The sequence below is a fragment of the Allorhizocola rhizosphaerae genome, from assembly GCF_003426775.1.
Lineage (GTDB): Bacteria > Actinomycetota > Actinomycetes > Mycobacteriales > Micromonosporaceae > Allorhizocola > Allorhizocola rhizosphaerae.
The window spans coordinates 70,875-88,136 of the sequence record NZ_QJUG01000001.1 but is presented as its reverse complement, the minus strand read 5'-3'; the positions used below and the strand labels follow the sequence as shown (position 1 = coordinate 88,136).

Genomic DNA, 17,262 nt, shown 5'->3' with positions numbered 1-17,262 from the left:
GCCTGAACAGGCCCACCCCGCCGGTGTCGTGCGCGGGCTGGAATACGTGGGTCAGACGACCGTCAAGCGCCAGCGCTGGTTGTTGCCGGTGTGGCAGGACCACTGGATGAGAGCGGCGCCGGTGGATGTGGAGGCGCCGTTGACATCCAGACACTTTCCACTGTGGACGGCCCGGAACTGGTACACGCCGGTCGTGCCGGTGGGCACGGGCTCCCACTTCTGGGTGTTCTGGTTGTTGCAGGTGAGCTGGACGATCGCCGCGGCATCCGCGGTGGAACCGCCCGAGACCGCCATGCACTTTCCGCTGTGGACGGCCTTGAGGTACACCTGGCCGCTGCCCGCGTCGACCGCTTGCCACCTTTCGTTGTTGCCACCGGTGGCCGACCACTGGATCACGGTGGCGTTGTCGGCCGTGGAGTTGCCGTTGACATTGGCCAGCAGGTTGCTGTGCACGGCGGTCATCGTGTAGGTCTTGCCCGCGATGCCACCGGTGGGACCGGTGCCCACGCCTGCCCCGCCGAACGTGAACGCGTCCACGTCGAACGAGTTGGTAGTGGTGCTCTTGAAGACCATGTACAGGTTGTGCGTGCCGCTGAGCGCCGCAACCGGTACCGGAGCAAGGTTTTGATAATTGTCCCACCCACCGGTGCTGGTCACCGAAGCCGTCGCCAGCAGTTGGCCCGTCGGTGAATCGGCCCGCAGCTCGATGCTGCCGCCGCCGCCGGACGGCGCCGAAACACGGTAGCTGATGGTGTTGATGTTCAGCAGGTTCATCGGGCTGAACATGATCCAGTCGTTGTTGCTGATGTCGCCGATCCGGTTGCCGCCCTCGGCGCCGGACTGCGCGACGACCCGGACGCCGGACTGCTGGGTGAAGTACTCGGCTTGCTTATGCTTGGGCTGCAGGATGGCCTTGGCGTAACCCGTCAGCGGGTTGACCGTGCCGTTGCCGTTGTCGGTGTAGCGCGCGTTGAACGCGTAGTACAGGTTGGCGCCGTCCGGATGCCCACCCAGGATTTCGGTGTTGACCGTGCCGGAACACCCCGGATAGTCGGTCGTCGAGTGCTCGTGGTCATCGTGCCCGAGCGCCGGGTTCATGATGACCCGGCTGCACGTGACCGTGCCGTCGTCAGGGTCGGAAGCGCTGATGGCGTATGCGACCTGCTGTCCGAAGTCGAGCATGCCTCCGTTGGGCGGGCTGGTGACGGTTACCGTCGGTGCCCTGTTGCCCACGGTGATCGGGATCGTCGCCGACGACGACAGCCCGGTGTTGTCGCGCACCGTCAGCTTGGCGGTGTAGTTGCCGTTGGCGTTGTAGACGTGCGACGGGTTGGCCGCGGTGGAGTCGGTGGTGCCGTTGTTGTCGAAGTCCCAGGCGAAACTGATGACGTTGCCCGGGTCGGGATCGGACGATCCGGTGCTGGAGAACTGCACGGTCAGCGGGGCAAGACCGTTGGTCGGGGTCGCCGTGGCCCTCGCGACGGGTGCGCGCCCGCCACTTCTCACGTAGTCGATGCGGTAGAGCGCCGAGTCGTTGTTGCCACCGCCGAACGAGGAGCCCCATTCGAGCACGTACAGCGATCCGTCCGGTCCGAACCGCATGGCCATGGGCTTGATGAAGCTGAGGCCGGGCAGGAACGGGTTGATCTTCACGAGGTTGCCGTTGGCGTCAAAGTGGATTTCCTTGACATAGCCACGTTCCCACTCGTAGAAGAAGTGCACTCCGTTGTAGTACTCCGGGAACTTCGTCGGGCTGGTGCTGGCGGCGTTGTACCGGTAGACCGGGCCGCCCATCGGCGCAGTGCCCCCGGTGCTTCCCATCTCGGGGAAGTTGGCGGATTGCGGATAGCCGTACCAGATCTGCGGCTGCACCAGTGGCGGCAGGTTGCGCAGACCGGTGTTGTTCGGCGAGTCGTTGACGGGGGCGTTGCAGTTGAACTTCGGCCCCACGACGCCGGTGTCCGGGTTGTACGGCGCGTAGGGCTGGTTGTTGCCGTGGCAGAACGGCCAGCCGAAGTTGCCCGCCTGCTTGATGACGTTCAGCTCCACCAGGCCTTCCGGGCCACGGTTGGTGGTCGGCGGATTGCGGTCGGGGCCGTAGTCGGCCAGGTTCACCCATCCGGTCTGCATGTCCACTTCGAAGCGGAACGGGTTGCGGAAGCCCATCGCGTAGATCTCGGGCTTGGTCTGCGCCGTCCCTTGCGGGAACAGGTTTCCGGCCGGAATCGTGTAGGTGCCGTTGGCCTCCGGGTGGATCCGCAGCAGCTTGCCACGCAGATCGTTGGTGTTGCCCGACGAGCGTGCCGCGTCGAGGAAGCTCTTGCCGGGCCGCCAGTCCAGTGGGGCATATCCCTGCCAGGCCGGGTCCAGGTTGGGCGGGGTGTCATCGCCGGTGCTGATGTAGAGGTTTCCGTTGGGACCAAAGGCCAGATAGCCCCCGGTGTGTCCGGGCTCGGGGAAGGTGCGATCCCGGTACGCGGGAACGCTCAGCAGGACGACCTCGCTGGACACGTTGAGCGTGTCACCGCTCATGGTGAACCGGGACACCCGGTTGACGTCCGTTGCGGACGCGCTCGGCGACCAGTAGAGGTAGACCCAGTTGTTGGTGGCGAAGTTCGGGTCCAGGGCGATGCCCGTCAGCCCGTCCTCGCCGCCGGTGTAGACACTGAGCTGACCGGCGGTCACGGTGGAGCGGGTGCTGGGCTTGTAAATCTTGAGTGCCCCACCGCGCTGGACGTAGAAGACCCGGCCGTCGGGAGCGATGTCGAGGGCCATCGGGTCGACCGTGTTCTGGTCGAGGCTTACCTTGTCGAAGTTGCCCCACACCGTTCCACCGCAGTCGCCGGGCATGTTGCCGGCCGCCCACTTGACGCCGCCGAGGATGTGGTTGCGGAAGTGGGTTTCGCTGTATGCCGGGGTGTCGTGCCCCATGGCGGTCGCCCACACCCGGCCGCCTTCGACCTCACGGCACCAGGAGATCGGGTGGTCCGGCCCCATGGCCCTGCTGCCGGGGTTGTAGGTCCGCTCATCGACGGTCACCAGGACGTGGACGCTGCCGCGGGGGTTGCGGTCGAAGTTGTACCACTCCTCGCTGCGAACCCAGTTGTCGGGCAGGCCCGCCGTCGACGGGTGAACCTTGTCGGCCACCTTCGCCGTGCCCTGGAGCACTCCGGGCGAGTGCTCGGGCATGTGCGCGCCGCCGTTGATGGTGTTGTCCCACCACGGGTATTCGGTGTCGATGCCCATGTCGGTGGCGTTGTGGATCGCGACGATTCCCTTGCCGCTGTTGATAAATCCTTGGACGGCCTGGCGCTCGGCCAGATTGTTGAACACCATGCCGGAGGTCTGGAGCATGACCAGCACGTCGAACGTCGCGAGGTTGGCCGGGGTCAACACCGACGAGTCCTCCGACGTGACGATCTCGAAGTTGTTCGCCGCGGCCAGCTGGCTGAACATCGTCAGCCCGGCCGGGATGGAGGCGTGACGGTAGCCGACGGTCTTGCTGAAAACCAAAGCTCGGAAGGCCGGCGCCGCGTCCACGGGCGAGGTCAGTACGAGAGGGGTGATCATCATGATCGCGGCCACAAGTCCGCTTAGGACAGATTTGCGGCGGTCCATCATTTGTCCTCCAGGGAGGGAAAGGGACGGTGGATTGGCGCGCCCGCCGCAGCGCAGCCGATCGTGCATCCGAGCTTGACGTAGCCGCCCGATTGTTGTCAATGAATGTTCGAAAATTTTCGTTATCTGAGAGAAACTTCCCGTGATCGGGATGAAATGTGGCTCGATGGACCGATGGCCGATCGTCCTCTATCAGACCAGGTTGACGGGGAAATGGCTCGACGGGAGATCGTTACGACCCGATGACGGGCTTGTCAAACCTGTGCTCTGTGGCTAACGTCCGGTGCACCGAGTTTCGATGAAACCACTAAAAGTTCCGTCCCACGGTAAAAATCTTGAGGGTGTCATGCTGCTGGAGCTGAACGGGATCAGCAAGTCGTTTCTGGGCGTGCGGGTCCTCGACGGCGTCGGCCTTCAGGTGCGAGCCGGTGAGGTTCACGCCGTGGTCGGTGAGAACGGTGCGGGCAAGTCGACGCTGATGAAGATCGCCTCGGGTGCCCACCAGCCGGACGCCGGAATGATTCACCTCGACGGCGATCCGGTGTCGTTCCGTGACCCGCGGCAGGCGCAGGCGGCCGGGATCGGCATCATCCATCAGGAGTTCAACCTGCTGCCGGAGCGCACCGTGGCGCAAAACGTCTTCCTTGGGCGTGAGCCGACGCGGCGCGGGCTGGTCGACCTGCGCGCGATGCACGAGCGCACCGAGGAACTGCTCGCTTCGGTGGGGCAGGAAGGCATCTCCCCGCAGGCGACCGCAGGCACCCTGGGCGTCGCCCGGCAGCAGGTCGTGGAGATCGTCAAGGCGCTCTCGCTTGACGCCCGCGTGCTCATCATGGACGAGCCGACCGCCTCGCTTGCCGACCACGAGGTCGAGCTGCTCTACGCATTGGTGCGCCGGCTTCAGGAACGCGGCATCGGCATCCTCTATGTCTCGCACCGCCTCAAAGAGGTCTTCGACCTGTCCAGCCGGATCACCGTGCTCAAGGACGGGAAGCTGGTGACCACCTTGGACACGGCGGCCACGAGCCCGGAAGCGTTGGTGCGCCATATGGTCGGCCGGGAACTGGCGCACTACTATCCACCGCGGGCCACAGCCACACCCGGGCCGGCTCGCCTGGCGCTCAAGGCGGCCGGCAATCGCAAACTGCACGCCATCGACCTGGAGCTGCGGGCCGGCGAAGTCGTCGGCATCGGCGGGCTGCAAGGGTCCGGCAGATCGTCCCTGGCGCGTGCCATCTTCGGGGTCAACCGGTTCAGCACGGGAGAGATGTTCCTCGACGGGAGCCCGCTGCATGTCCGGTCCCCCCGGCACGCGGTTCGCGCGGGAATCGCCTATGTGACCGAGGATCGCAAGGCCGAAGGGCTCGTGCTTGGACAGTCGGTTTTGGACAACGCGATGCTCGCGTTGCGAGCGGTCACACCCACGGTGGCCGGCCGGGCGGCGCGCGCCGTTGGCATCCGGGAACTGCTGGCCGGCGTGCAGGTGCACGCTGCCGGGGAGCGGCAGGAGGTTCGGTTCCTCTCCGGTGGAAACCAGCAAAAGGTCATCCTCGCCCGGTGGCTGGCCATGAAACCGCGAATACTGCTGTTCGACGAGCCGACCCGGGGGATCGACGTCGGCGCCAAGGCCGCCATCCACGACCTGATCCGCCGGCTCGCCGACGACGGGGCGGCCGTGTTGATGATCTCGTCGGAACTGCCGGAGCTGATCGGCATGAGCGACCGGATCGTCGTGCTGCGGGACGGGCGGGTCGCCGGTGAGCTGCCCGCCGGGCCACCCGAGGAATCAGTGGTCGGCCTGGCGACGGGAGCCGGTTCGTGAGCGGCATGCGTGAAAGAGGGGTATGGGTCGCCCTCGCGGCGACCCTGACCATCGGGGGCCTGCTCGTGTACGCCGACGGAGGCGCGCTGTTCGGCCAGTCCAGCACGGTGAGCATGCTGCAACGGGCGGCGGGCCTCGGCATTGTCGCGATAGGACAGACGTTCGCGATCCTTGCCGGTTCGCTGGACCTGTCGGTGGGCTTCGTCATCAGCCTGACCTCGCTCATCGCCGCGGAAACCATGGCCGGCTCGAACGGCATGGTGGCGCCGGCGATCCTCGCCGTGCTTGCCGTTTCGGCAGGTATCGGGCTCGTCAACGGGCTGCTGATCACGAAGCTGCGGATCAACGCGTTCATCGCAACGCTCGGCGTCGGGCTGGTCATCAAGGGCTACCTCGAGCACGGCTACGCCGGTCCGGCCGGCTCGGTTCCGGCGTCGTTCCAGCGCCTGGGTTACGACCGCATCGGTCCGATACCGATGTCGTTCCTCCTGATGGTGGCGGTGGCGGTCGTGTCGTGGGTGGTGCTCAAGCGCACCCGATTCGGCCACCACGTGCTGGCGGTCGGCGGAGACGTGGATGTGGCGCGGCTTTCCGGCGTGCGCACCGACCGGGTCCTCATCCGCACGCACGTCATCTGCTCACTCTGCGCAGGGATCGCGGGGCTCTACCTGGCCAGCAGGCTCGGCGCGGGTGCGCCCCGCGTGGGCGCCGAAGGCGGGTATGACCTCGAATCGATCGCCGCCGTGGTGCTCGGCGGCACAGTCCTGGCCGGCGGGCGCGGGGGAGTCGCCGGAACGGTCGGCGGGGTAGCGCTCCTGGCGGCCATCGACAGCGTCTTCAACCAGCTGGCCATCGATCCGTTCTTCAAACAGGTCGTCCGGGGGACGGTCATCATCGCCGCGGTGGCGGTCTATGCCCTGCGGCTGCGGCGCAAGGAGGCGTTGGCATGACGGCCGAGGCCACGCTGCCGAGCCGGTGGCGGTTCGGACGACTGACCGGGATCGGGCCGATCCTCGCGCTCCTCGCGGTGCTGCTCATGGTGATCGCCATTCGTCAGCCGAGCTTCTACGATCCGCCCTCGCTGCTTGCGTTTCTCAAGCGGGCCGCGCCGTTGGTGATCCTGGCGGCCGGGCAGTATTTCGTCATCGTTGCCGGTGACTTCGACCTCTCGGTGGGATCACTGGTCACCGCGGAGGTCGTGATCGCGGCGCGGCTCATCGACGGCGATCCCGCCATGACGTGGCCGGTGGTCGCGCTGATGATCGGGTTCGGGCTCATGGTGGGCCTGGCCAACGGTCTCATCACGACGGCGCTTCGCGTGCCGTCGTTCATCACCACACTGGGCATGTACCTGATCCTTGTCGGCGCGGTCTACACGTGGACCGGCGGCTCGCCGCGCGGTGCGCTCACCGAAGAGTTCCGCCTGCTCGGCCGCAGGGGCATCGAGGGCATCCCGTTCCTGCAACAGCTGCCCTACGCCGTGCTCGTGCTGGCGGGGATCGCCACGATCGCGGTCGTGCTGATGCGCTCGGACTTCGGCAAGGTGCTGCTGGCCGTGGGTGGAAACCCCAGGGCGGCAGCGCTTTCGGGGGCCCGGGTCAACCTGATGCGCGTCATCGCCTTCCTCATCAGCGGGCTGTTCGCCGCCGTCGCCGCGGTCCTGCTCGGTGGCTTCGGCGGCGTGTCGTTTCAGGTCGGCGCGGGGCTCGAGTTCACCGCGATCACCGCGGTGGTCCTGGGCGGAGTCGTGCTTGGCGGTGGCCGGGGATCGGTGATCGGCGCGATGCTCGGCGCGGTCACCCTCGAGGTGCTGTTCACGCTGCTCAACCTTTTCGGCGTCTCCGGCGCGCTGAAGTCCGCGGTACAGGGACTGATCATCATCGCCGCCGTCGCCATAGGCAGAACCAGGAGGAATTGAGATGTCCGACGTGACACGAAGGCAAATTCTCACCGCCGGTGCGGGTGGCGTCGGAGCCGCCCTACTGCCGGCGGCCTGGACCACCGGCGCACACGCCGCGTCAAAGTCGATGGCGGCCAACGATTTGATGCTCTGGTACGACGAGCCGGCCGGCACCGACTGGCTGAGAGCGCTGCCGATCGGCAACGGACGCCTGGGCGCCATGGTGTTCGGCAACGTCGACGCGGAGCGGGTGCAGCTCAACGAGGACACCATCTGGGCCGGGGGCCCGCACGACTCCAGCAACACCCGCGGCGCCGCGGCGCTGGCCGAGATCCGGCGGCGGGTCTTCGCCGACCAGTGGACCCAGGCGCAGGATCTGATCAACCAGACGATGCTCAGCAATCCCGTCGGGCAGCTGGCGTACCAGCCCGTCGGCAACCTCCGGCTCACCTTCCCGTCCTCCACCGGATTCTCGCAGTACCAACGGAATCTGGATCTCACCACCGCCCTCACGTCGGTGACATATGTGCTGGGCGGCGTGCGGTATCAGCGGGAGGCGTTCGCCAGCGCGCCCGATCAGGTGATCGTGATCCAACTGACCGCCGACCGGGCCAACTCGATTTCGTTCACCGCCACCTTCGACAGTCCACAACGGACGACCGTGTCCAGTCCCGACGGTGCGACCATCGGCCTCGACGGTGTCTCCGGCAACATGGAGGGCCTCACCGGATCGGTCCGGTTCCTCGCGCTGGCCAACGCCATCACCACCGGAGGCACGGTCAGCAGTTCGGCTGGCACGCTACGCGTGTCCAACGCGACCAGTGTGACCCTCTTGATTTCCATCGGCTCCAGCTACGTCAACTACCGCACGGTCAACGGCGACTACCAGGGCATCGCGCGCAACCGCCTCAGCGCCGCCCGAAGCGTGGGCTACGACCAGTTGCGTGCCCGGCATGTGGCCGACTACCAGGCGCTGTTCGGGAGGGTGACGATCGATCTGGGCCGGACGCCGGCGGCCGACCAGACGACCGATGTGCGGATCGCGCAGCACGCGAGCGTCAACGATCCGCAGTTCTCCGCGCTGCTGTTCCAGTACGGCCGATACCTGCTCATCTCTTCCTCTCGCCCCGGCACCCAGCCGGCCAACCTTCAGGGCATCTGGAACCAGGAGATGGCCCCGTCCTGGGACTCGAAATACACCATCAATGCCAACCTGCCGATGAACTACTGGCCCACCGACACGACAAACCTCTCCGAGTGCTTCCTGCCACTCTCCGAACTGGTGAAGGATCTGGCGGTCACCGGCGCCCGCACGGCCCAGGTGCAATACGGCGCGGGTGGTTGGGTCGCTCATCACAACACCGACGGATGGCGGGGCACGTCGGTCGTCGACGAGGCGCGGTGGGGCATGTGGCAGACCGGCGGTGCCTGGCTGGCCACGATGATCTGGGACCACTATCTGTTCACCGGGGACGTGGAGTTCCTGCGGTCCAACTACCCGGCCATGAAGGGCGCCGCCCAGTTCTTCCTCGACACGCTGGTCACCCACCCCACCCGGAACTACCTCGTCACCAACCCCTCGAACTCACCGGAATTGCAGCATCACGCGAACGCCACCGTGTGCGCCGGGCCCACCATGGACAACCAGATCCTGCGCGACCTGTTCGAAGGCTGCGCCCGGGCCAGCGAGGTCCTCGGCGTCGACGCCACACTCCGAACGCAGTGGCGAACCACGCGCGACCGGCTCGCGCCCACGCGCGTCGGCTCTCGTGGCAACGTCATGGAGTGGCTTGACGATTGGATCGAGACCGAGCGCACCCATCGGCACGTCTCCCACCTGTACGGGCTGCATCCCAGTAACCAGATCACCAGGCGGGGCACGCCCCAGCTGGCCGACGCCGCGCGCCGGACGCTGGAGCTGCGCGGCGATGACGGGACCGGCTGGTCGCTGGCCTGGAAAATCAACTTCTGGGCCCGGCTGGAGGACGCCGCACGCGCCCACAAGCTCCTGCGCGATCTGGTGCGCACGGACCGGCTCGCACCGAACATGTTCGACCTGCATCCGCCGTTCCAGATCGACGGCAACTTCGGCGCCACGTCCGGGATCGCCGAAATGCTGCTCCACAGCCACAACGGTGAACTGCACCTCCTGCCCGCCCTGCCGATCGCGTGGCCGGCCGGAAGCGTGGCGGGCCTGCGCGGCCGGGGCGGATACACCGTCGGCATGGCGTGGAGCGCGAGCCAGGCCAACGAGTTTCTCGTCAGGGCCGACCGCGACGGCACCGTCAAGCTGCGCGCCCGGATGTTCACCGTCGAATTCGCGGCGCTCGACGTCACCGATGGCAGCACGCCCGCCATCACACGGCTTGAGACCGACTCCATCCAGCTCAGCGTTCGGGCGGGCCACACGTACCGGTTCGAACGGCGCGGCACGATCCCGACCAACTACGTGCGGCTCGTGAACCGCAACAGCGGCAAGGTCATCGGGGTCAGCGGCGGATCCACCGCCGACGCCGCCGCGATCGTCCAGCAGACCGACACCGGCGCCGCGAGCCAAAGGTGGCAGGTCGTCGACCTCGGCGGCGGCTACGTGAAACTGCTCAACCGCAACAGCGGCAAGGCGCTCGACGTCAACGGCGCCTCCACCGCCAACGGTGCCACCGTCATCCAATGGACCGACCACGGCGGCGCCAACCAGCAATGGCAACTGGTTACCAGCGGCGGCTACACCAAGCTCGTCAATCGCAACAGTGGCAAGGTCCTCGACGTCAGCGGTGCTTCCACGGCCGACGGCACCGCGGTCATCCAGTGGACCGACAACGGTGGAGCCAACCAACAGTGGACCCTGCCCACCGCCTGAAACAGCTGAAAGGACAATAGAGGTGAGATTATTCAGTGTGCTCGTCGTGACGGGCATGTTGCTTGCGGCGGCCGGATGCGCCAGCGATGCGCCAACGGAGACGCCCGTCAGCAAGAGTCCGGCCACCGGTGAGCAGTCGAAGTTCTTCGTCCAGGCCGACTACGACCGGGAGATGGCGCTGCGCACTGCCACGCCGCAAGGCCCGAGCGACAAGCCATGGGAGCAGGCGCTCGATCCGCAATGGGCCGACACGGCCAAGTACAAGAAGGCCGGGCCATACCACCTCTGCTTTTCGAACGCCGGTGTCGGCAACCCGTGGCGCCAGGTCGGCATCAAGAACATGCAGGCCGAAGTGTCGCTGCACGCCGAGATCAAGACCTTCAGCGTCGCCGATGCGGAAAGCAAGGACGACAAGCAGATCTCCGACATCAACGACCTGCTCGGCAAGGGATGCGACGCGCTCATCGTGTCACCCAACACGACCGCCACCCTGACCCCGGCGGTAGAGTTGGCTTGCGCCAAGGTGCCGGTCATCGTGTTCGACCGAGGCGTCAACACCAAATGCCCCGTCACCTTCATCAACCCCATTGGGGGCTATGCGTTTGGCGCCACCGGAGCGGAGTTCCTCACGCAGAACGTCAAGGAGCGCGGGAAGGTCCTGGCGTTGCGCATCCTGCCCGGCGTGGATGTGCTTGAGACCCGCTGGTCGGCGGCCAAGGTGGCCTTCGACAAGTCGAAGCTCGACGTGGTCGGCGTGGAGTTCACCGACGGCGACCCGGCCAAGACGAAGTCGATTGTGACCAACTATATCCAGCGATTCGGCAACCTCGACGGTGTCTGGATGGACGCGGGCGCAACGGCTGTGGCCGCAGCCGAGGCCTTCGAGGACGCTGGCAAGCCGATCCCACCGATGGTGGGCGAGGACCAGCAGGACTTCCTCAAGATGTGGCAGGACAAGAAGCTCAACGCCATCGCTCCGACCTATCCCACCTTCCAGTGGCGCACGCCCATCATCGCCGCGCTGCGGATCCTCAACGGTGAGAAGGTCGCCAACCCGTGGAAGCTGCCACAGCCCACGATCACGTCGGCCAACCTCGGCCAGTTTGTCCAGCCCAACATGCCGCCGTTGCACTACGCCATGTGCGGGTGCACGTCGCTGCCGGGCTACCCGCAAACCTGGGGCGGTAAATAGGTTTCGTGGGCGTGCCGTGGCTGCCGGACGCGTGGCTGCGGGACGCCCACCCTCCATTAAGGATGGTCATGTTCACCATCGGCGCAAACCCTTGGATCTGGGAAGCCCCGATCACCAGCGACACGGTCACCCGGCTCGCCCCGAAGCTGGCCGCCTGGGGCTTCGGCGCGATCGAACTTCCGGTCGAGAACGTGGGCGACTGGGAGCCAGGCGCCGTCCGGGACACCCTCGCCGGTCATGGGCTGCCCGTGGCGGCGGTGATCGCCGTGACCTCACCCGGGCGTGAGCTGGTCGCGGCCGACGCGGAAACTGTCGCCCACACGCAGGGCTATGTGCGGGCGTGCATCGATCTCGCCGTCGCCGTGGGTGCGCCGTCGGTCTGTGGGCCGCTCTACGCCTCGGTCGGGCGGACGTGGCGGATGACCGGTGACGAACGGGCGCAGGTGTACCGGCAGCTGCGCGAGCATCTCGCTCCCCTTGCCGCATACGCCGGCCAGCGGGGGATCAGCCTGGGCCTGGAGGCGCTCAACAGGTACGAAACCAGCGTGCTCAACACGGTCGGCCAGACACTTGACGCAGTTGATGGCCTTCCAGACAATGTAGGGATCATGCTCGACAGCTACCACATGAACATCGAAGAAGCGGATCCCTACGCGGCAATCACGCAGGCCGGTCCCCGCCTGGTGCACGTCCAGGCCAGCGGCAGTCACCGGGGTGCACCCGGTGACGACCATCTGGACTGGAAGAGATGGATGACCACATTGGCCGGCACGGGATACCGCAAGGCTGTCTGCCTGGAGTCGTTCACCGGTGACAACGAGGCGATCGCCGTCGCCGCGGCGATCTGGCGCCCGCTGGCGGCGAGCCAGGACGACCTCGCCCGCGACGGGCTGGCTCACCTGCGCTCCGTTCTGCCCGCGGCTGCGTGACCGTGGCCAAAGGCGCCAAGACCGCGCGACCGGCTGTCTCGCCGGATTCCGCGCAAGCGCGGCTGCTGGCCCTGCTGCGCGACAACGGCCCCATGTCGCTCGCGGAGCTCGGCGAGCGGTTGGACCTTCCCCGCACCCGGCTGGTGTCGGAGGTTGACACGCTTCTGGCGTCAGGCCTGATCCAGGACAAAGGGCGGGCGCCGTCGCGTGTCGGACGTCCGTCTACCTTGCTCGCCCTCGATTCGGCCATCCGTTACGGGGCCATAGATCTCGGGGCGACCTCGATCGACATCGAGATCACCGATGGCTACCTCGAACCGGTGGCCGGGCTCAGCGAGGAGGTCGACGTCAAAGCCGGGCCGGCCGCCATCCTGCAGCGCATCACGGAGCTGTTCGCCGATCTGCGCCGGGACGGTGCCTTCGACCGGCTCAACGCCATCGGCATCGGGGTGCCCGGTCCCGTCGACGTCGAACACGGGATGCCGATCTCACCGCCGATCATGCCGGGCTGGGACCGATATCCCCTGCGGGCCACGCTGGAAATGGAGTTCGGCTGCCCGGCGATCGTCGACAACGATGCCAACATCATGAGCGTGGGCGAAAAGTACCGGGGCATCGCCCGCAACGTGCGCAACTACCTGTTCGTCAAGGTCGGCACGGGGATCGGGTGCGGCATTCACATCGACGGGCGAATCTATCGCGGCGACAACGGATGCGCCGGCGACATCGGCCACATCCGGCTCGACAGCCGTGGGCCGCAATGTGTCTGCGGCAACAACGGATGCCTTGAGGCCTACTTCGGCGGCTCCGCGCTCAGCCGCCACGCCGAGGCTGCCGCCCGCTCGGGCACGTCGCCCTATCTGGCGGCACGGCTGGAGGCGGCCGGTGTGGTCACCGCACGAGATGTGGGCAAGGGCGCGATCCAGCGCGACCCCGTGTGCCTGCGGCTCGTGCGCGATGGTGGGAGCCGCCTCGGTGAGGTGCTGGCCGGCCTCATCAGCTTCATCAACCCATCGATGATAGTTATCGGCGGTGGCCTGGCCGAGCTCGGAAACCAGCTCCTGGCCGAGGTCCGCACGGTCATCTACCAAAGATCGATTCCAGTGGCCACGGGCGATCTGCCCATAGTTCTTTCCGAGCTCGGCTCGCGGGCCGGTGTGACCGGAGCCGCGCTGATCGCCAGCGACCTCCTTATCCGCCAACCATGACGGTCTACAGGCGCAGCCGCACCACCTCGTCGCGTTGCTCGGCGTCGACGTATCCGGCATGCGCGTGGGGCTGCCATCCGGCTCCCGGCTGGATGAGACTCGCTCGGACGTGCCGTGTGGCCGGCGCGCCCGGATAGGAACCGGCAGGAGAGCCGACGGTCAGTGTGCGCTCGGCATCGTTCCATTGCAGCGTGATGCGCGTGTATTCGCCGGTCTCGTAACCCCAGCCGTCGCCCGCGTCCTCGTACAGGGTGAAGGTGCCGTCAGCGCCGGGGAAGACCAGCAGGGCACTGTCGAGCGGGACGATCGAGCCCGCGCGGGCGTAGACGGGGATCGTTTCCAGCGGCGCCGGTGCGTCGATCCACGTGCCGCCCTCGTGGACGGTGCCGTCCCAGACGTCGACCCACGTGGACCCGGCCGGCAGATACACCGGCCGGCTGACGACATCCGGCCCGGTGACGGGACACACCAGCAGCGCCGGGCCGAGCATGAACTGGTCCTCGATGCCGAAGATCTCAGGATCGTGGCTGAAGTCGAAGGCCAGGGCGCGCATCATCGTGTACCCGTCGAAGTGCACGGCGGCCGCGATCGAGTACAGGTAGGGCAGCAGATCCTTGCGCAGCTCGATAAAACGCACGAGCGTCTCATAGACCGGCGTGCCCGGCTCGCCGAACTGCCAGATCTCACGCGGCGTGTCGGTGCCGTGGGCACGCATCATCGGCAGGAACGTTCCATATTGGAACCAGCGCAGGAACAGCTCGCGATAGCCGGGATCGGCGACACCGCCGTCGAAATCGCCGGCCCAGAACCACTGCTCCCGCGACGCGGCGAAGAAGCCGCCGATATCGCAATTCCAGTACGGTATGCCGGAGGCGCAGAAGTTGAGCCCCTCCGGGATCTGGCACCGCAGCGTGTCCCATGACGCGCTGATGTCGCCCGACCAGACGAACGTGCCGTAGCGCTGCTGGCCCGCCCACGCGGAGCGGGTCACGATGAGCACCCGTTTGCCGCTGTCCGAGCCGCGTTGACCCTCCCAGATCCCGCTGCTGTGCATGAGCGGGTAGGCGTTGGAAACCCCCGGCCCGAGATAACGCTCGGCCATCTCCACACTGAGCTCGCGACGTTGTGCGGGGTGAGGTTTCACGCTTCCGTGCCAATCGGCCTGGAAAGGCTCGGTGCTGTCGCACCACCACGCATCGACACCGTGGACGAACAGGCCATCGTGTGTCTGCCGCCAGAACATCGCGCGGGCCTCGGGGTCGAACGCATCGTAGGTGTGGCCGTCGGCGAGCAGCTTGCCCGCGACCCGCAGCTCAAGCTGATCAGGGCCGTCGTTGTGCAGTTCGGGCCAGATCGAGACCATCAGCCGCGTCCCCAGCGCGTGCAGCTGCCGGCACATGCCTTCGGGATCGGGAAACCGCTTGGGATCCAAAGACTTCTGGCCCCACAGATCGTCGGGCCAGTACTGCCAGTCCAGCATGATGCCATCGAGTGGGAGACCGAGCTGCGCGTAGCGGCGGGCGACCTCGACCAGTTCCTCCTGCGTCTGGTACCGCTCCTTGGACTGCACGAACCCGAACGCCCAGCGTGGCGGCAGCGGTGCGGCTCCGGTCAGGCGCCGGTAACCCTTGATGACGTTGTCCAGTGTGCCGCCCGCGATCACGAAGTAGTCCAACTCGGCGACGCAGTCCGCCTCCAGGTACGAACCCAGCTCGTCGTCGCGGAAGGTCATCGCCGAATAGCCGTGCCACAGCAGTCCCCATCCCCGCGAAGACACCAGCAAGGGGATGGGTGCCTTCAAGTTGTGCTGGTACAGGTCCTGCGCACGGCCGCGGTAATCGAGCCGGCCGTCCTCGTGCTGCCCCAGGCCGTACAGCGCCTCACCGGGGGAGAAGGCCAGGTCCAAGCGCGCGTGATATCCCTCGCCCGCCACCGGCCGTGGCTCCAGCAGTTTCGCGTCCTCGCGCAACAGCAGCGTCCCGTCCGCGTCCCGGTACGAGAACGCGCCCGTGTCGGTGTCGATGTGCACGCTCAGCACACCGTCGGACGTCACCAACTCCTGCGGCGACTCGCGCACCTCGAAAACCGTCGGGCGCCAGGTGCGGGCGGGATCGAGCATCGGACCGTAAGCGGAAAGGGGCTCACCGGCGTCGATGGGCACCGCCCCGACCCGAACGATGCCCGGCGCCACCCAGGACAGCCGCAGCGAAAGGTCGCGGGCCCGCAACGCCAGGCCGTCCCTCCACCGCTCCCACGCCACCGGGCTCAGATCGCTCATGTGGTTCTCCTCCTGAAGGGGCGTCCGGCCCGGACGATCGAAGGCCACGAGGATGTCGAACAGGGGACAGGACTTCCGCGATAGGTACTAGTTATCGCTCCTTTGATCGGGAGAGTCAAGGCGTTAAGCATGCTTATCTTCGCCGGCTGGGAGGACCTTCATCTATTTTGCGGGCTTTTATGCCGATCGCCACGCATGGATGAGTAGGCCAGCTGACTTTTGTGTACGGAGAGCTGAGGAGCCGGGGCGGAATAGGTAATACTCTTATCCGCGATGCAGAGGGGGCCAGGTGAACGACAGCGGTCGCGCCGAAGGCGGATACCGGCCGGGCTATGAGCTCGCGGCCGAGCAGGTGCTGGAGTTGATCGCCCAGCTGCGGTTGCGTCCCGGTGACCGCATGCCGACGGAAAACGAACTGGCCCAACAGCTGGGCACCAGCCGCACGGTGGTGCGTGAGGCCATCAAGATCCTGTCCGCGCTGGGCCGGGTGCGTGCCCAGAAGGGTCGCGGCCTCTACGTCGCCGACGACGAGGGGATGCTCGGTACCGGCCGTTGGGCCCCGTTCTTCCTGCCCACCGACCTGGACCATGTCTACATGCTCTTCGAGTTCCGCCGGGCACAGGAGATGGAGACCAGCCGGCTGGCCGCCCACCGCGCCACGCCCGCGCAGTTAAGCGCGATCCAGCAGGCCGTGGAGCTGTGCCGCGAGGGGTTCGATACCGGGCGCGAGGAACTGTTCAACCGGGGCGATGACGCCTTCCACACCAGCGTCGCCGACGCCTCCAACAACATGTTCCTGCAGATCGCGGTGCGCGAGGCGCGTCGGCTACAGGCCCAGTCCAACATCATCGGACTGCACGGCTCGATCGGTGGGCACGCCGCGAAGGCCGTCGAGGAGCACGACGCCATCTATCAAGCGATCCGGGCGGGCAACGCCGAAGCGGCGGCGCAGGCGGCCGCCATTCACATCGACAACACGCTCGGCGACTATCGCCGGGAGATCCAGCAGCGCCTGTTCTTCCGAAATGACTAAGCCTGGGCACCGGCGAGAACGTCACGGCTGCTGGAAGTTCGGAGTCGTCCATATCCGCTGGGCCAGGTAGTCCTTGACCCTGGTGATGTATCCCTGGGCGGCGGCGGTGTGCCAGCGCCCGGAGAAGTGGACGCCCATGCACCCCCACGCGTCTCCGGCGGCGTAATCGGATCCACGCTCCACCGTGTTGAGCCAGGTCATCTTGCCCTCGTAGCAGGAGCGCCAGACGGCGTACCCGTAATCGGAGTTCATCGCCGACGACCTCGCGACGCCCGGGAAAGCGTCCACATTGTACGGATAGCGGACCTGAAGCAGACCAAAGCTTTCTGGGCACTTTCCCGGGGTGCCGTCCACACCGAGCCCGTGGTCGGCCGGGCAGCGCGCGGGATCGGTGCCCCAGCCACCCTTATTACCCATGTGCC

At 66.7% G+C, this 17,262-nt stretch carries 11 protein-coding genes; 8 read left to right on the top strand and 3 right to left on the bottom strand.

Annotated features, from left to right (window positions below; genetic code table 11):
* Positions 1–51: 51 nt before the first annotated feature.
* Entirely contained in the window at positions 52–3,573 is a 3,522-nt protein-coding gene (locus DM816_RS00325; protein ID WP_246001366.1) for a ThuA domain-containing protein, read from the bottom strand.
* A 391-nt stretch (positions 3,574–3,964) separates the two neighbouring features.
* Here DM816_RS00325 and DM816_RS00320 point away from each other — a divergent pair, with 391 nt between their 5' ends.
* The 7 genes from DM816_RS00320 to DM816_RS00290 are packed head-to-tail and all read left to right on the top strand — an operon-like array spanning position 3,965 to position 13,529.
* Positions 3,965–5,440, top strand: coding sequence for a sugar ABC transporter ATP-binding protein (locus DM816_RS00320; RefSeq protein WP_117207978.1), 1,476 nt, complete (start codon positions 3,965–3,967; stop codon positions 5,438–5,440).
* Positions 5,441–5,445: 5 nt separating this feature from the next.
* On the top strand, positions 5,446–6,390 hold the full coding sequence (locus tag DM816_RS00315) for an ABC transporter permease (protein WP_117208008.1): 945 nt from the start codon (positions 5,446–5,448) through the stop codon (positions 6,388–6,390).
* The gene (locus DM816_RS00310) at positions 6,387–7,358 is read left to right on the top strand and encodes an ABC transporter permease (protein ID WP_117207977.1); all 972 of its coding nucleotides are present in this window, start codon (positions 6,387–6,389) and stop codon (positions 7,356–7,358) included. Before DM816_RS00315 ends, DM816_RS00310 begins: the two co-directional genes overlap by 4 nt.
* 1 nt (position 7,359) lies before the next feature.
* Positions 7,360–10,200, top strand: a complete 2,841-nt coding sequence (locus DM816_RS00305) for a glycosyl hydrolase family 95 catalytic domain-containing protein (RefSeq protein ID WP_117207976.1) — start codon at positions 7,360–7,362, stop codon at positions 10,198–10,200.
* A 22-nt stretch (positions 10,201–10,222) separates the two neighbouring features.
* The gene (locus DM816_RS00300; protein WP_246001364.1) at positions 10,223–11,392 is read left to right on the top strand and encodes a substrate-binding domain-containing protein; all 1,170 of its coding nucleotides are present in this window, start codon (positions 10,223–10,225) and stop codon (positions 11,390–11,392) included.
* Between the two features lie 11 nt (positions 11,393–11,403).
* Positions 11,404–12,321 carry a sugar phosphate isomerase/epimerase family protein gene (locus DM816_RS00295; protein WP_246001363.1) on the top strand — a complete coding sequence of 306 codons (918 nt, stop codon included), beginning with the start codon at positions 11,404–11,406 and terminating at the stop codon, positions 12,319–12,321.
* Positions 12,322–12,323: 2 nt separating this feature from the next.
* A complete protein-coding gene (locus DM816_RS00290) occupies positions 12,324–13,529 on the top strand; it encodes an ROK family transcriptional regulator (protein ID WP_425455198.1) in 1,206 nt (401 codons plus the stop codon).
* 4 nt (positions 13,530–13,533) lie between these two features.
* Here DM816_RS00290 and DM816_RS00285 read toward each other — a convergent pair whose 3' ends face one another.
* On the bottom strand, positions 13,534–15,807 hold the full coding sequence (locus DM816_RS00285; protein ID WP_117207975.1) for a glycoside hydrolase family 31 protein: 2,274 nt from the start codon (positions 15,805–15,807) through the stop codon (positions 13,534–13,536).
* A 289-nt stretch (positions 15,808–16,096) separates the two neighbouring features.
* On the opposite strand from DM816_RS00285, the gene DM816_RS00280 reads away from it, so the two are divergent.
* On the top strand, positions 16,097–16,840 hold the full coding sequence (locus DM816_RS00280) for a FadR/GntR family transcriptional regulator (protein WP_117207974.1): 744 nt from the start codon (positions 16,097–16,099) through the stop codon (positions 16,838–16,840).
* A gap of 21 nt (positions 16,841–16,861) precedes the next feature.
* On the opposite strand, the gene DM816_RS43595 is transcribed toward DM816_RS00280, so the two are convergent.
* Positions 16,862–17,257 (bottom strand): hypothetical protein, encoded by a 396-nt coding sequence (locus DM816_RS43595; protein WP_211588485.1) that lies wholly within the window; start codon positions 17,255–17,257, stop codon positions 16,862–16,864.
* Between the last annotated feature and the right edge of the window lie 5 nt (positions 17,258–17,262).

What these genes read in the sequence shown, in the direction of transcription:
- DM816_RS43595 (WP_211588485.1), bottom strand. Translation starts at nt 17,257, where the DNA reads ATGGGTAATAAGGGTGGCTGGGGCACCGATCCCGCGCGCTGCCCGGCC.
- DM816_RS00305 (WP_117207976.1), top strand. Translation starts at nt 7,360, where the DNA reads ATGTCCGACGTGACACGAAGGCAAATTCTCACCGCCGGTGCGGGTGGC.
- DM816_RS00325 (WP_246001366.1), bottom strand. Translation starts at nt 3,573, where the DNA reads ATGATGATCACCCCTCTCGTACTGACCTCGCCCGTGGACGCGGCGCCG.
- DM816_RS00310 (WP_117207977.1), top strand. Translation starts at nt 6,387, where the DNA reads ATGACGGCCGAGGCCACGCTGCCGAGCCGGTGGCGGTTCGGACGACTG.
- DM816_RS00315 (WP_117208008.1), top strand. Translation starts at nt 5,446, where the DNA reads ATGCGTGAAAGAGGGGTATGGGTCGCCCTCGCGGCGACCCTGACCATC.
- DM816_RS00320 (WP_117207978.1), top strand. Translation starts at nt 3,965, where the DNA reads ATGCTGCTGGAGCTGAACGGGATCAGCAAGTCGTTTCTGGGCGTGCGG.
- DM816_RS00285 (WP_117207975.1), bottom strand. Translation starts at nt 15,807, where the DNA reads ATGAGCGATCTGAGCCCGGTGGCGTGGGAGCGGTGGAGGGACGGCCTG.